This is a genomic window from Dactylosporangium fulvum (assembly GCF_025137375.1).
GTDB classification, from domain to species: domain Bacteria; phylum Actinomycetota; class Actinomycetes; order Mycobacteriales; family Micromonosporaceae; genus Dactylosporangium; species Dactylosporangium fulvum.
Genome location: NZ_CP073720.1, coordinates 1135516 through 1150126, shown reverse-complemented (window position 1 = coordinate 1150126; position 14611 = coordinate 1135516). Strand labels below are relative to the sequence as shown.

Here is a 14611-nt window from a genome sequence, read left to right as displayed (position 1 = left end):
GCGGTGCGGCGCGAGGGTTGAGAAGTTGCGGCAGCGGTTCGGCGGGTGCTCAGCCGTTGTCGGAGGAGTGTCCCGGGAACAGGTGGGCGGACGGGTCGATGATCACCGCGGCGTTGTTCACCGCCGTCGCCGCCTCGCCGAACCCGACGGCGATCAGCCGGACCTTCCCCGGGTATTCGCTGATGTCCCCGGCGGCGAATACCCGCGGCTGGTTGGTGGCCATCGTCGAGTCGACCTTGATGTGGCGCTTGTCGAGGTCGAGCCCCCAGTCGGCGAGCGGGCCGAGGTCGGCGGTGAAGCCGAGCGCGGCCACGATCGAGTCGGCGGGCAGCGTGCGCGGCTGCTGTCCCTTGACGGTGACCTCGACCGCGGAGCACCGGCCGTCGCCGACGATCCTGGTGACCTCGGCGTTGACCACGATCTCGATCGGCAGGGCCTGCACCTTCCCGACCGTGGAGGCGTGGGCACGGAACTTGTCGCGGCGGTGGACCAGGGTCACCGACTTGGCGATCGGCTGGAGCGCGAGTGCCCAGTCGAACGCCGAGTCTCCCCCGCCGACGATCACCACGTCGTGCCCGGTCAGGTCGGCGAGGTGCGGCACGAAGAAGACCAGCCCCTCGCCGGCGAAGTCGGCGGCGGCCGGCAGCGGGCGGGCGGTGAAGCTGCCCAGGCCGCCGGTGACGAGCACGGCGCCGCAGTGCAGCACCTGACCGTCGGACAGGGTGAGCACCGGCCGCTCGTCTACATAGGACAGCTTGTCGGCCCGCACACCGAGCAGATAGTTGGGGTTGAACTGCGCCGCCTGCTCGACGAGGTTGGCGACGAGGTCCCGGCCCCGGATGCCCGGGAAGCCGGCGACGTCAAAGATCATCTTTTCCGGGTACATCGCGGTGACCTGGCCGCCCGGCTCGGGCAGCGCGTCGATCACCGCCGTGGACAGGCCACGGAAGCCCGCGTAGTAGGCGGCGAACAGTCCCGCCGGTCCTGCACCGACGATGGCGAGGTCAACTTCCCGCATGCCGGTGACGGTACGGCGCCGCCACCGCACCCGACAACCACTTCTTTCTCAGGAGTCGAGGGCCGGCGGGTCGGCGTGCTCGACCGGCCTGGGTCGCCGGCGGCGGAACAGCACTGCCGCCAGGAGGCCGCCGATGAACCCGCACAGGTGCCCCTGCCAACTGATGCCCTCCTCGCCGGGGAGCACCCCGAAGAGCTGCCAGCCGTAGAGCAGCCCGATGAGCAGGCCCACGGCGATGTGCCACCAGCTGTGCTCGACCACGCCGCGCATGAGGATCACGCCGAGGTACCCGAAGATCACGCCGCTCGCGCCGACGACCACGGTGCCGTCGTCACCGATGAACCAGACCCCCACACCGGCGAAGAGGGCGATGAACGCCGTCGTCAGCAGGAAGCGCGCGGTCCCGGCCGCGAGCACGAACGTGCCGAGCAGGATGAGCGGAATGCTGTTGGCCAGCACATGGGCGAAACCGGCGTGCAGGAACGGCGAGAAGAGGATGCCGTCGAGACCGTCGAGCCGGTGCGGCTTGATGCCGCCGTCCTGGTCGAGCCGGTTGCCGGTCAGGCGGTCGAGGAACTCGATCAGGAACAGCAGGGGGACAAACGCGCACATGGCGACGAATGCGCGGCCGATCGAGGCGTAGAAGGCCTCGGTGCCGAAGCGCATCGGGTCGGACTGCCGGGTGGCGTCGAGGGTCACGCCACTGTGGTAACAGGTCCGCGCCAACCCCGCCAGTCAGTCCGGGCATATGCCCGAAATGCCGAGTGCCCGGCCTCCGCGGGGAGGCCGGGCACTCGGTGGCGTCGGTGGGACTGCGGTCTAGTACCAGCCGGTCGACTGACTGTGCGACCAGGCGGCGCACGGCGTCTTGTACCGGCCCTTGATGTATCCGAGGCCCCAGCGGATCTGGGTCTCCGGGTTGGTCTTCCAGTCGGCGCCGACGGTGGCCATCTTGCTGCCGGGGAGCGCCTGCGGGATGCCGTAGGCGCCGCTGCTCCGGTTCTGCGCCGTGTGGTTCCAGCCGCTCTCCTTCTGCCAGAGCTTCTCGAGACACGGCATCTGGTCGAGACCGAAGCCGGTGCCGACCAGGACGGCGCACCCGATCTTCTTGTTCCCCGTGTAGACGTCGCACGAGGACGGGACCGGATACTTCGGCGCGGAGTTGGTCGGGCTGGTGGTGGTGCGGGCCTTGTTCCGGCTCGCCTCTTCCTCCGCCTTGCGGCGCGCCTCGTCTTCGGCGGCCTTCGCCTGGGCCGCGGCTGCGGAGGCGGCGTCCTGCGCCTTGGTCTGCGCCTCGGCCTGCGCGCTGCCCGGCGCGGCGGTGGCGGACGGCGTGGACGAGAAGGTCGAACTCTGCGGGAGCGCGGCGGCGTCGGCGGCATGCACCGGATCGGCCGACGTCTCGTGCTGCGTCTGTTGGCCGGCGATCACGAGGCCTGCCACCACTGCCGCAAGGAGCACGGAAAGCGCGGCGACTGCCCGGAAGGTGCCGACCCGGTGCCACAGCCGGATCACGAAGATATCCATTCGTCGGGGACAAGGACACGGCGCGGGGCCGGGACGGGTCGGCGAGCCTGACTGAGAAGCCCTGCCCGCCCCGGCCGCTAACGCACCGTGAGCGCCTGATGCCGACTAGCCTGGCGTCACGCGCTCGGCCCCCACCATCGCCCAGGTCGATCTGGGGTGAGAACCCGAACGCCGCCTTCTGTGATGTTAATCACATGACAATACGGACGCTTTTGCTCAACTCCGGCGGCGATCAGCGCTCGAACGGCAAGTCTTCCAGCAGATCCGTAACGACCTCGGCGATCGGCGAACGCTCCGAACGGGTGAGTGTGACGTGCGCGAAGAGGGGATGGCCCTTCAGTGCCTCGATCACCGCGGCCACACCGTCGTGCCGACCCACCCGGAGGTTGTCACGCTGTGCTACGTCATGTGTCAGCACCACCCGTGAGTTCATCCCGATCCGGGAGAGCACGGTGAGCAGGACGCCCCGTTCGAGTGACTGCGCCTCGTCGACGATGACAAAGGCGTCGTGCAGGCTCCGGCCGCGGATGTGCGTCAGCGGCAGCACCTCGAGCATGCCGCGGGCCGCGACCTCCTCCATGACGTTGTCGTGCACCAGTGCCCCGAGCGTGTCGAAGACGGCCTGGGCCCACGGCGACATCTTCTCGGCCTCGCTGCCGGGCAGGTAGCCCAGATCCTGGCCGCCGACCGCATACAGCGGGCGGAAGACGATCACCTTCTTGTGCTTGCGCCGCTCCATGACCTGCTCCAGGCCGGCGCAGAGGGCCAGAGCCGACTTGCCGGTGCCGGCCCGGCCGCCGAGCGAGACGATGCCGACCGACTCGTCGAGGAGCAGGTCGAGCGCGATCCGCTGCTCGGCCGAGCGGCCGCGGACACCGAAGGCCTCACGGTCGCCGCGGACCAGCCGCACCGACTTGTCGGTGCCGACCCGCCCCAGCGCCGAACCGTTGGGCGAGGTCAGCACGAGGCCGGTGTGCACCGGCAGGTCGCCGACGCCGTCGATCTCGACCGCCTCACCGGCGTAGAGCCGCTTGACGTCGGTCTCGCCGACCCCCAGCTCGACCATGCCGTTCCAACTGGGGTCGGAGGCCGGCCCCGGCTGGTACTCGTCGGCCGCCAGGCCGACCGAGCCGGCCTTGACCCGCAGCGGCATGTCCTTGGTGACCAGCAGGACGTCCCTGCCCTCGGCGGCCAGCGCGAGAGCCACCGCGAGGATCCGCGCGTCGTCGGTGTCCGCCCGGAAGCCGGCCGGGAGCACGTGCTGGTCGGCGTGGTTGAGTTCAACCCGCAGGGTGCCGCCCGCGTCGGTCAGCGGCAGCGGCGCGTCGAGGCGGCCGTGCTTGGCCCGCAACTCGTCGAGGAAGCGCAGGGAGCGCCGAGCGAAGTAGCCCAGTTCGGGATGGTGCCGTTTGCCCTCCAGTTCGGAGATGACAACCAGCGGCAGGACCACGTCGTGCTCCCCGAAGCGCAGGAAGGCGCCCGGATCGGCCAGCAGAACCGAGGTGTCCAGCACGAAGGTGCGCCGGCCGCGCTCCTCGACGGACTCGGTCTCGGCACGCTTCCGCGTGCGCCGGACGGCCTTGACCGACTGCTCGGCGGCTTCTGCTGCGGCCGCCTTCGCGGCACGGCCGCGGGGAGTGGGGGTGGAAGCGGAGGGACTACGGCGAACGGTCACGGGATCTCCGGGGACGGGCACCTCGCCGCCCGCACTCGCGTCCTCCGACGCCCGCACGGGGTCGGGTGCTTGGCCCCGTGGCTTCACATGGTCGCTCGGTCCGGGCCTCGGATGGCCGGGAAAACCCCTGCCACAGCACAGACGCTAACCGGTACCGACCAAATCCACTAGATCGGGTCGAGTTTTCCCAGCGAACCCCCGCCTTGTGAGGTACGCGAAGCTACCCGCACGTAGGGAGAAATCGCCAGTACGCTGTGAAACCATGGGCGCCCCCGACAGCGATGCGATCTTGAAAGCCACTGCGGAGCGGGCCGGCCGCTGCGCCTTCTTCTTCGACTTCGACGGCACGCTCGCCCCGATTCAGGACGACCCCGAATCGGTCTACCCGGCCCCCGGGATCATCGACACATTGGCGCAGGTCAGCCAACGCCTCGGCAAGGTCGTCATCGTCTCCGCACGGCCGGCCGGGTTCCTCCGGCAGCGCTTCAGCGACCTGCCCGACGTGGCGGTGTTCGGCCTCTACGGCCTCGAGGTCCAGCGGGCCGGCGGCCCGGTCGAGACCGACCCCAGCGCCGCGCCGTTCGTGCACGTCATGCGCGACCTGGCGGACCGCGCGCGGGCCGAGCTGCCGGCCGGGACGCTGGTGGAGTACAAGCGCATCTCGGTGGCCGTCCACTACCGCACGGCCCCGCAGCTGGGCCCCGAGGTGGAGCAGTGGGCCAAGGAGCGGGCCAACGAGCTGGGGCTGCGCCTGCAGAGCGGCCGGATGGTGCTGGAGCTCAAGCCGCCGGGCCAGCGTGACAAGGGCAGCGTGCTGCGCGAGGAGACCGAGGGGCTGAGCTGCGCCTGGTACTTCGGCGACGACGTGGCCGACCTGCGCGCGTTCGCCGCCCTTGACGCGCGCGCTGAGGCGGATCCGGACTTCCTGGCCGTGCGTGTCGCGGTCGCCAACGCCGAGAGCGGCCAGGCCCTGATCGAGGCCGCCGACCTGCACGTCGACGGCCCGGAGGACGTCCCGGCGCTGCTGGAGCGGCTGCTGGCTCAGACGCCGTAGCGGCGCTGGCGGTTGGCGTAGGAGCGCAGGGCGCGCAGGAAGTCGGTGCGCCGGAAGCTCGGCCAGTGCACGTCGGCGAAGTAGAACTCCGAGTGTGCGCTCTGCCACAGCAGGAAGCCGGAGAGCCGTTGCTCACCGCTGGTGCGGATGACGAGGTCGGGGTCCGGCAGGCCGCGCGTATAGAGATGGTCGGAAATGTGGTCGACGTCGAGGATCTCGGCGAGCTCCTCGATCGTCGTGCCGGCCTTCGCATGCTCGTGCAGCAGCGACCGGACCGCGTCGGCGATCTCCCGCCGCCCGCCGTAGCCGACCGCCAGGCTGACCTGCGCGCCGCCGGTGCGGTCGACGGTCTTCTCCTGGGCGGCCTTGAGCGCCTGGGCGCTCGTGATCGGCAGCAGGTCGAGCGCGCCCACGATGCGCAGCTGCCAGGGGTTACGCTCGTCGGCCAGCTCCGCCGCGAGGTTCTCGATGATCCGCAGGAGGGGGTCGAGCTCCTGCGCCGGCCGGGACAGGTTGTCCGTCGACAGCAGCCACAGCGTCACGTGCTTGACGCCGGCAAGATCGCACCAGCGCAGCAACTCCTTGATCCGCTCGGCGCCGACGCGATGGCCGTCGTTGGGATCGACGTAGCCCATCTCCCGCGCCCAACGGCGATTGCCGTCGACGATGACCCCGACGTGACCCGGCTGGGGTTTGCCGTGCAGCTTTCGGGCGAGACGCTTCTCGTACAGCGAGTAAACCAGGTCACGCAGGCCCACGGCAGAGAAGACTAGCGACCTACCGGGCAAAACAACACCGTCAGCCGGGGACCGGACAGTGCAGATTCGGTGTGGAACGGCGGCCGGCCCGCTGCCGGATCGGCCGCCGTTCAGCCGTCAGACCAGCCCGAGGCGGGCCTTGAGCGCGTCGAGCTCGGCCCAGAGCACGCCCGGCAGCTTGTCGCCGAACTTCTCGAACCACTCGGCCACCTGCGGCACCTCCGCGCGCCACTCGTCGACGTCGACCCGCAGCACGGCTGCGAGATCATCAGCGGAGAGGTCCAGACCGGTCACGTCGAGTGACTCCAGGGTCGGCACCTGGCCGATCGGAGTCTCGACGGCGTCCGCGGTGCCCTCCATGCGCTCGACGACCCACTTCAGCACCCGGGAGTTCTCCCCGAAGCCCGGCCAGAGGAAGCGCCCGTCCTCGCCGCGGCGGAACCAGTTGACGTAGAAGATCCGTGGCAGCTTCGACGGGTCCCCGTCGACGCCCTTGCCCATCTCGATCCAGTGCCGGAAGTAGTCGCCGCCGTGGTACCCGATGAACGGCAGCATCGCCATCGGGTCGCGGCGCACGACGCCGACCTGCCCGACGGCGGCGGCGGTCGTCTCGCTGGACAGCGTCGCGCCGAGGTACACGCCGTGCACCCAGTCGCGAGCCTCGGTGACCAGCGGGATGGTCGTCTTGCGCCGGCCGCCGAAAAGGATGGCGTCGATCGGCACACCCTTGGGATCCGAGTACTCGTCGGCGAGGATCGGGCACTGCTCGATCGGCGTGCAGAACCGCGAGTTGGGGTGCGACGACGGCTGGTCGGACGCCGGCGTCCAGTCCCGGCCCTTCCAGTCGGTGAGGTGCGCGGGCGGCTCACCCATGCCCTCCCACCAGATGTCGCCGTCGTCGGTGAGCGCCACGTTGGTGAACACGGAGTTGCCCTGCGCGAGCGTGCGCATCGCGTTGGGGTTGGTCTTCCAGTCGGTGCCGGGCGCGACGCCGAACAGCCCGAACTCCGGGTTGACCGCGTAGAGCCGGCCGTCCTCGCCGAAGCGCATCCAGGCGATGTCGTCACCGAGCGTCTCGACCTTCCAGCCCGGGATCGTCGGCTCCAGCATGGCCAGGTTGGTCTTGCCGCAGGCGCTCGGGAACGCCGCCGCGACGTACTTCACCACCCCGTCCGGCGAGGTGAGTTTGAGGATGAGCATGTGCTCGGCGAGCCAGCCCTCGTCGCGCCCCATCACACTGGCGATGCGCAGCGAGTAGCACTTCTTGCCCAGCAGCGAGTTGCCGCCGTAGCCGGAGCCGTAGCTCCAGATCTCCCGCGTCTCCGGGAAGTGGGAGATGTACTTCGTGTCGCTGCACGGCCACGCGACGTCCTGCTGGCCGCGCTCGAGCGGCGCGCCGACCGAGTGCAGGCAGGGCACGAACGGGGCGTCGGCGCCCATCCGCTCCAGCACGGCGGTGCCCATGCGGGTCATGATCCGCATGGACGCCACCACGTAGGGCGAGTCGGTGACCTCAACACCGAACATCGGCCGCTCGGCCGTGAGCGGCCCCATGCAGAACGGGATGACGTACATTGTCCGGCCCCGCATACAGCCGTCGTAGAGCTCGGTCATGCGGCGCTTCATCTCGTCGGGCGCCATCCAGTTGTTCGTGGGCCCGGCGTCGGCCTCGTCGACCGAGCAGATGAAGGTGCGCTCCTCGACGCGGGCGACGTCGGACGGATCGGTGCGAGCCCAGAACGAGTTCGGCCGCTTCGCCTCGTCGAGACGCACCAGCGCACCGGTCTCGACCAGTTCGTCGGTGATCCGCCGCCATTCGTCCTGGGAACCGTCGCACCACACCACCCGTTCGGGTCTGGTGAGCTCGGCGACCTCGCGAATCCAGGCGAGCAGCCGGGGATGTGCTGTCGGCGCCTGATCGAGGCCGGGGATCGTGGTTGGTGCGGACATGACGAACTCCTCGTGGTCGACAGTGACCCAGCAGTTCCGGGGTATGCCGGAACGCGGCACGCGATGAAGCCAGCGCGCCGTGGAAACGTCCAACTGATTTGCCTCAGACTAAACCGGCAGCCCGGCCGGGGCATCGCGAGAGCTTGTGAAAAGCTGCACAAGTCAACGATAATCTCGTGCCGATTCGCAGAATTTCGCGCGAACTTTTCGCCGAACGCGCATCATCGCGCAAACCGTACGGTCTGCGGCGCAGGGGCCCACCGGGGTGCGCGGTGCCGTACCCTCTGCGAGGTGACGGAGTTGCAGTCGAGGACGTCCGGCCCGGAAACACGTCCGGGCGGGCTGCGCGGTCTCTACGCCCGCTTCGGGCACCTTGTCCACGAGCTCGGGAAGTTCGGCACGGTCGGCATCGTCGCGTTCGGTGTCGACTTCACGATTTTCAACGTGCTGCTCTTCGGCGGGGTCAACAACCTCCTCGCCGCGACCGTCTCGATGGTCGTGGCCGCGACCGTCGCGTTCGTCGGCAACCGGTTCTGGACCTGGCGGGACCGCGAGCGGACCAACCTCCGCCGCGAATACTCGCTGTACTTCCTCTTCAACGTCGGCGGCCTGGTCATCGCGCTGGTCTGCCTGTGGTTCAGCCACTACGTGCTCGGCGCGGCGTGGCATTTCTTCGAGACCAAGCTGGCGGACAACATCGCCAAGAACCTTGTCGGCATGGCGCTCGGCACAGCGTTCCGGTTCTGGTCGTACCGCCAGATCGTGTTCCGCAGGACACCGGCCGAGTCGTAAACTCAGCGTTACCCCGAGTGTCCGGTAACAGGGTGGTTGCAAAGGGGATAAGGTCCGGGTGACCTGCCACGCACTCCCCGGTGTATGGACCACGATGCTTGGCCACCTACCGTAAGGTTGCACGGTGCGCCTTGCCAGCAACCTTCGCGACCGGTTCGTCCCCGAGCGTTACCGGTCGCTCGTCACAGAGCTGTTCAGGTTCGCCGCAGTCGGCGGGGTCAACACGGTCATCGACTACGCCGTGCTCAACGTGCTGCTGTCGATCGGCCCGCTGAAGGCGAAGATCGTCGCCGCGGTCGTGGCCACGACCGTCTCCTACGTGCTGAACCGTCAGTGGACGTTCCAGTCCCGTGACCGCAGCACCATCCGCCGCGAATACACCCTGTTCTTCGCCCTCAACGGTGTCGGCCTGCTCATCCAGGGTGCCGTTCTGGCCGTCGCGAAGTACGGGCTGCACTTCAGCGAGCACAACAGCGACGACCGGCTGGCGTTCAACATCGCCAACGCGGTGGGCATCGCGCTGGCGATGGTGTTCCGCTTCTGGGCGTATCGCACGTTCGTCTTCAAGCAGACGCCGGCCACCGCCGAGCAGGGGCTGGAGGCCGAGGTCGAGGCCCTGGAGGTCGCCCTCACGGATGTCTCCGTCGCGCCGGCGCCGCGCCAGTCCGAGGACAAGGACCTCCGCCTCAACGACATGGAAACCCCGGCCGGCCACCGCTAGGGCCGTCCGCGCGGCCGGGTGATCGCCCCGCCCCGACCCGCGTCGATCTTGCAGTTGTGGTGCCTAACAAACCCGGACATCGCGGGAGTGCCGAGGCACCACAAGTGCAAGATCGACGCGAGGGGGAGCCGAAGAGGGGCTACTCGCTTTTGATCTCCCGCACCAGGGCGTCGCGGTCGTCGTCGCCGAAGGTGTACTTCTGGCGGTCGGCGTCCACCAGTTCGTACAGCACGCTCTGGGTCTTCTCGACCTGGGGAAGGTCGGTGAGCTGGACCTGGCCCCGCTCGCCGGCCGACTCGATCGTCAGCGTCCCGCAGCCCAGCATCCGCTCGAAGAGCGTGTGCGAGAACGACACGTCGTTGACGCGGCCCAGCGGAATGTCACGGCCGCTGCGCGAGAACACGCCGCTGCGCATGATCACCCGCTCGTTCGTGAACACATAGTGCGTGGTCCGCCACTTGATCCACGGCCACCCGGTCACCACCAGCACCACCGCCAGCGCGATGCCGCCCAGGATGAGCAACGGGATCATGCCCCAGTCGGTGAAGATCACCGCCGCGATGACCGCGGCGAGGGCGAGAACGAACCAGACCACCGGCAGGAACAGCGCTTTCCAGTGGGGGTGCAGGTGCAGCACCACCTGCTCGTCCTTGGTGAGGACGCTTTCCGGGAACCCCACGCCAACCTCCTCGTTCATGAATGTCGAGGTGAGGCTAGACCCTTCGGTGTCCCCGGCGGCACCGCCTACCCGGCCGTATTGCCGGGCGCGTCCGGACGGACGTGGACCACGTCGCCGGCGGCCACCGCCCGCACCGCCCCCGACCGGTCCGCGACCTGCAGCCTTCCGTCGTCGTCGATGCCCATGGCCGTGCCGACGAGCGTCTCGGCGCCGGGCAGCTGGACCTGCACGCGGCGGCCGATCGTCCCGCAGTGGAAGAGGTACGCCTCGTGCAGTCCCGAGGCGGACGGGTCGCCGTCGGCCGCGCGCCACAGTTCGTACCACTCCTCGAAAGACCGCAGGAAGGCTCGCAACAGCGGGTCGCGGTCGGCGCTGGCGGCCCCCGCGAGCGCCAGCGAGGTGGCGTCGGGGCGCGGCAGCTCGTGCTCACGCAGCGTGGTGTTGAGGCCGACGCCGACGACGATCGCGCCGTCGCCGACGGCCTCGGCGAGGATGCCGGCGGTCTTGCGGTCACCCTGGAGGAGGAGGTCGTTGGGCCACTTCAGGTAGGCGTCCAGCCGCGCGACCCGGCGGACCGCCTCGGCGAGCGCCACCCCGGTGAGCAGCGGCAGCCAGCCCAGCCTCGTCGGCGCGACCGTCGGGCGCAGCAGCAGGCTCAACGCCAGGCCGGCACGCGGCGGCGACTGCCACTCGCGGCCCAGCCGGCCCCGGCCCGCGGTCTGCCGCTCGGCGACGACCACCAGCCCCTCGGCGGCGCCGTCGCGCGCGGCCGAGGCCACGTCGGCGTTGGTGGATCCGGTCTCCTCGACCACCTGCAGATCGGTCCAGAACCCGCCCGGAACGACCAATGCGCGCCGCAACGCGGCCGGGCGCAGCGGAGGGCGCTCCAGGTCGGTGTAAATGTTCACAGCTCGACCCTAAGGCCCCGCGATTACCATGCCCAGCGTGACCATTGAGCAGGTTGGTGTCGACGCTGGAGCCGGGACCGACATCCACACGACCGCCGGAAAGCTCGCGGATCTCGGGCGGCGCACCGACGAGGCGGTGCACGCGGGCTCGGCGCGGGCCGTCGAGAAGCAACACGCCCGGGGCAAGAAGACCGCCCGTGAGCGGATCGAGATGCTGCTCGACCCGGGGTCGTTCGTCGAGCTCGACGAGCTGGCCCGGCACCGGTCCACCAACTTCGGCCTGGAGCGGACCCGGCCCTACGGCGACGGGGTGGTCACCGGCTACGGCACCGTCGACGGCCGCCAGATCTGCGTGTTCGCCCAGGACTTCACGGTCTTCGGCGGCAGCCTCGGCGAGGTGTTCGGCGAGAAGATCGTCAAGGTCATGGACCTCGCGATGAAGATCGGCTGCCCGATCGTCGGGATCAACGACTCGGGCGGCGCGCGCATCCAGGAGGGGGTCGTCTCCCTGGGGCTGTACGGCGAGATCTTCTTCCGCAACGTGCGCGCCTCGGGCGTGATCCCGCAGATCTCGCTGATCATGGGGCCCTGCGCGGGCGGGGCGGTCTACTCCCCCGCGGTCACCGACTTCACGGTCATGGTCGACCAGACCTCACACATGTTCATCACCGGCCCCGACGTGATCAAAACGGTGACCGGCGAGGACGTCGAGTTCGAGGAGTTGGGCGGGGCCCGGACGCACAACACCAAGTCCGGCAACGCGCACTACCTGGCCTCCGACGAGGACGACGCGATCGAGTACGTCAAGGCGCTGTTGTCGTACCTGCCGTCGAACAACCTCGACGACGTGCCCGTCGTGCCCGCGCCCGCGACGCTCGAGGTGGACCAGGACGACCTGGTGCTCGACTCGGTGATCCCGGACTCGGCGAACCAGCCGTATGACATGCGCACCGTCATCGAGGCGGTCGTCGAGGACTTCCTGGAGGTCCAGCCGCTCTTCGCGCAGAACATCGTCGTGGGCTTCGGCCGCGTCGAGGGCCACCCGGTCGGCGTCGTGGCCAACCAGCCGATGCACTTCGCCGGCTGCCTCGACATCAACGCCTCGGAGAAGGCGGCGCGCTTCGTGCGGACCTGCGACGCGTTCAACATCCCGATCCTGACGTTCGTCGACGTCCCGGGCTTCCTGCCCGGCGCGAGCCAGGAGTGGGACGGCATCATCCGGCGCGGCGCGAAGCTGATCTACGCCTATGCCGAGGCGACGGTACCGAAGGTGACCGTCATCACCCGGAAGGCGTACGGCGGCGCGTACGACGTCATGGGCTCCAAGCACCTCGGCGCGGACCTCAACTTCGCGTGGCCGACCGCGCAGATCGCGGTCATGGGCGCGCAGGGTGCGGTGAACATCCTCTACCGGCAGGAACTGCGCGAGGCGCAGGACCCGACCACGCGGCGCGCCGAGCTGATCCAGGAGTACGAGGACACGCTCGCCAACCCGTACGTCGCGGCGGAGCGCGGCTACATCGACGGGGTCATCCCACCGTCGACGACCCGCGTCGAGGTCGTGCGGGCGCTGCGGCTGCTGCGGACCAAGCGGGAGACGCTGCCGCCGAAGAAGCACGGCAACATCCCGCTGTAGCTCAGGCCGGCTTCGGCCGGAACGAGACGCGGATGAGGCCGTACATCGTGGTCACCGGCTGGCTGGCCCAGAGGTCCTCGGGGACCTCCCAGTAGATGGCGTGGCCCAGGTCCGGCCGGATGCGGCAACCCAGGTTCGACACGTGCATCCGGCCGCCCCGCGAGCTGTCATACGTCCACTGCCAGTCGGCGCAGTTCCCGATGAACTGGGCCGGCTCGATCTTGACCCGCTGATAGTTGGCGTACATCCGGCCGCGCAGCCGCTGGGCCTCCTGCGCGGTCCAGTCGGCGACCGGGTCGGCCGACGGCTTGTCGGTGGTGTCGATACCCATCCGCATCCGCTGGTCGGTGTTGCTCACGAAGTAGATCATCGATCTCGACGACTCGTGCGGCGTGCGGATCCAGCCGTCGGGCACCGCGACGGTCCAGCCCCAGGTCGGATCGGTCTCATAGTGGTAGCCGGCCGGCAACTGCAGCACGTCGTTGCCGAACGAGCCCTCCACCTGCGGCGACCGGCTCGGGGCCGGGCTCTGTGATGCGTTGTCGCCGGGCGGGGCCGGCTGGGCGGTCGTCTCGATCGCCGACGGCAGGCCGGTCGGCCGGCTGCCGGGCTCCTCGTCGCCGGAGCCGGTGATGAGGAGGACGGCCGCGACCACGACGGCGGCCACAGCGACGGCGGCCGCGAGCACCGTCCAGCGCTTCCGGCGCTCGTCACCGGTCGCCGGGGCCGGCGCCTCCTCGTCGAGGTTGATCTCGACCGCCCGGCCCGGGAAGTCGATGCGCGGCCCGCCGGGCTCGGGTGTGGACGAACCCTCCGACCCGCCGGCCGGGGGCGCGCTGACCGGCTCGCCGCCGTCCGGTGGGCCACTGACCGGGGCGACCGGGACCGCGGTGACGGCGTCGCTGCCGGTCACCGGGTGGACCGGGCCGCCAGAGCCGCGGGACCCGCCGCCGGACGGGCTGCGCAGGCCGGTCACGTGCCCTTCCTTGGACCGCCGTGGGCGCGGCAGCGCCGGCAGCGTCCACGGCCAGCCCCGGTGCGTGCCGGAGGCCGCGCGCAGGAGCAGCCGCTCGGTCTCGGCCATCGCGGCACGGGAGCGCGGATCCTTGCGCAGCAACGCGTTGAGCACCGGCTTGAGCACGCCGGCCCGCGTGGGCGGGTCGGGCTCCTCGGTCGCCAGGGCGGTCAGCGTGGCATAGGTGGTGGAGCGGGCATACGGCGAGCGGCCCTCGACGGCGGCGTAGAGCGTGGCACCGAGGGACCACAGGTCGGACGCCGGGTCGGAGATGCCCTCGCGGGCGCGCTCCGGGGAGATGTACTGCGGGGAGCCCAGGATCAGCCCGGGCCGCGTGACGGCGCCGTCACCGCCCTCGAACACGGCCAGGCCGAAGTCGGTCAGGACGACCCGGCCGGTGTCGGCGAGCAGGACGTTGCCCGGCTTGACGTCGCGGTGGAGCACCCCGGCGGCGTGCGCGGCGCGCAGCGCGCTGAGCACCGCGAGGCCGATCTGCGCGACCCGCTCCGGCGGCAGCGGGCCGTCGTCGGTGATCACCTGGTGCAGCGACCGGGACGGCACGTATTCCATGACGATCCACGGCGCCTGCTCGGTCTGGACCACGTCGTAGATCCGGACGACGTTGGGGTCGTTGAGCCGGGCCGCCGCCCGGGCCTCGCGCAGTGTGCGCAACCGCAACTCGTCGCGCTCCTCGGCGGTCAGCCCGCCGGGCGGGATGACCTCCTTGATCGCCACGTCGCGGCGCAGCATCTCATCGCGGGCGAGCCAGACCCGGCCCATACCGCCCGCACCGAGCAACTCGATCAATCGATACCGCTCGGCTACCAGGGACTTGGGTTGGGTCATCACTAGCAAGTTACCCAACCCAAGCTCGTGTG

The 14611-nt window shown here is 69.9% G+C and carries 13 protein-coding genes; 4 read left to right on the top strand and 9 right to left on the bottom strand.

The window, feature by feature from the left end; translation table 11 throughout:
* Window positions 1-49: 49 nt before the first annotated feature.
* The 4 genes from Dfulv_RS05360 to Dfulv_RS05345 all read right to left on the bottom strand — a co-directional run bounded on the left by Dfulv_RS05360 (window position 50) and on the right by Dfulv_RS05345 (window position 4058).
* Window positions 50-1018, bottom strand: coding sequence for an NAD(P)/FAD-dependent oxidoreductase (locus Dfulv_RS05360; protein ID WP_259861496.1), 969 nt, complete (start codon window positions 1016-1018; stop codon window positions 50-52).
* A gap of 48 nt (window positions 1019-1066) precedes the next feature.
* Entirely contained in the window at window positions 1067-1684 is a 618-nt protein-coding gene (locus Dfulv_RS05355; protein WP_259867443.1) for a rhomboid family intramembrane serine protease, read from the bottom strand.
* A 153-nt stretch (window positions 1685-1837) separates the two neighbouring features.
* The gene (locus tag Dfulv_RS05350; RefSeq protein ID WP_259861495.1) at window positions 1838-2533 is read right to left on the bottom strand and encodes a lytic transglycosylase domain-containing protein; all 696 of its coding nucleotides are present in this window, start codon (window positions 2531-2533) and stop codon (window positions 1838-1840) included.
* Between the two features lie 244 nt (window positions 2534-2777).
* Entirely contained in the window at window positions 2778-4058 is a 1281-nt protein-coding gene (locus Dfulv_RS05345; protein ID WP_406567996.1) for a PhoH family protein, read from the bottom strand.
* A gap of 424 nt (window positions 4059-4482) precedes the next feature.
* Here Dfulv_RS05345 and otsB point away from each other — a divergent pair, with 424 nt between their 5' ends.
* Window positions 4483-5274: a trehalose-phosphatase gene (gene otsB / locus Dfulv_RS05340; protein WP_259861493.1), complete on the top strand. Its 792-nt coding sequence runs from the start codon at window positions 4483-4485 to the stop codon at window positions 5272-5274.
* On the opposite strand, the gene Dfulv_RS05335 is transcribed toward otsB, so the two are convergent.
* Both Dfulv_RS05335 and Dfulv_RS05330 read right to left on the bottom strand, forming a co-directional pair.
* Complete coding sequence (locus Dfulv_RS05335; protein ID WP_259861492.1) at window positions 5262-6032, bottom strand: isoprenyl transferase; 771 nt, start codon at window positions 6030-6032, stop codon at window positions 5262-5264. The two genes, otsB and Dfulv_RS05335, sit on opposite strands and share 13 nt — an antisense overlap.
* Before the next feature lie 117 nt (window positions 6033-6149).
* Window positions 6150-7982 (bottom strand): phosphoenolpyruvate carboxykinase (GTP), encoded by a 1833-nt coding sequence (locus tag Dfulv_RS05330; protein ID WP_259861491.1) that lies wholly within the window; start codon window positions 7980-7982, stop codon window positions 6150-6152.
* A 291-nt stretch (window positions 7983-8273) separates the two neighbouring features.
* On the opposite strand from Dfulv_RS05330, the gene Dfulv_RS05325 reads away from it, so the two are divergent.
* Window positions 8274-8774: a GtrA family protein gene (locus tag Dfulv_RS05325; RefSeq protein ID WP_259861490.1), complete on the top strand. Its 501-nt coding sequence runs from the start codon at window positions 8274-8276 to the stop codon at window positions 8772-8774.
* Window positions 8775-8898: 124 nt separating this feature from the next.
* Entirely contained in the window at window positions 8899-9495 is a 597-nt protein-coding gene (locus tag Dfulv_RS05320) for a GtrA family protein (protein ID WP_259861489.1), read from the top strand.
* Window positions 9496-9634: 139 nt separating this feature from the next.
* Here Dfulv_RS05320 and Dfulv_RS05315 read toward each other — a convergent pair whose 3' ends face one another.
* Both Dfulv_RS05315 and Dfulv_RS05310 read right to left on the bottom strand, forming a co-directional pair.
* Window positions 9635-10192, bottom strand: coding sequence for a PH domain-containing protein (locus Dfulv_RS05315; RefSeq protein ID WP_259861488.1), 558 nt, complete (start codon window positions 10190-10192; stop codon window positions 9635-9637).
* 47 nt (window positions 10193-10239) lie between these two features.
* Window positions 10240-11082 carry a biotin--[acetyl-CoA-carboxylase] ligase gene (locus tag Dfulv_RS05310; protein WP_259861487.1) on the bottom strand — a complete coding sequence of 281 codons (843 nt, stop codon included), beginning with the start codon at window positions 11080-11082 and terminating at the stop codon, window positions 10240-10242.
* Between the two features lie 43 nt (window positions 11083-11125).
* Between Dfulv_RS05310 and Dfulv_RS05305 the strand changes: the two genes are divergently transcribed.
* Entirely contained in the window at window positions 11126-12718 is a 1593-nt protein-coding gene (locus tag Dfulv_RS05305) for an acyl-CoA carboxylase subunit beta (protein ID WP_259867441.1), read from the top strand.
* 1 nt (window position 12719) lies between these two features.
* Here Dfulv_RS05305 and Dfulv_RS05300 read toward each other — a convergent pair whose 3' ends face one another.
* Complete coding sequence (locus tag Dfulv_RS05300) at window positions 12720-14579, bottom strand: serine/threonine-protein kinase (protein ID WP_259861486.1); 1860 nt, start codon at window positions 14577-14579, stop codon at window positions 12720-12722.
* Window positions 14580-14611: the final 32 nt, after the last annotated feature.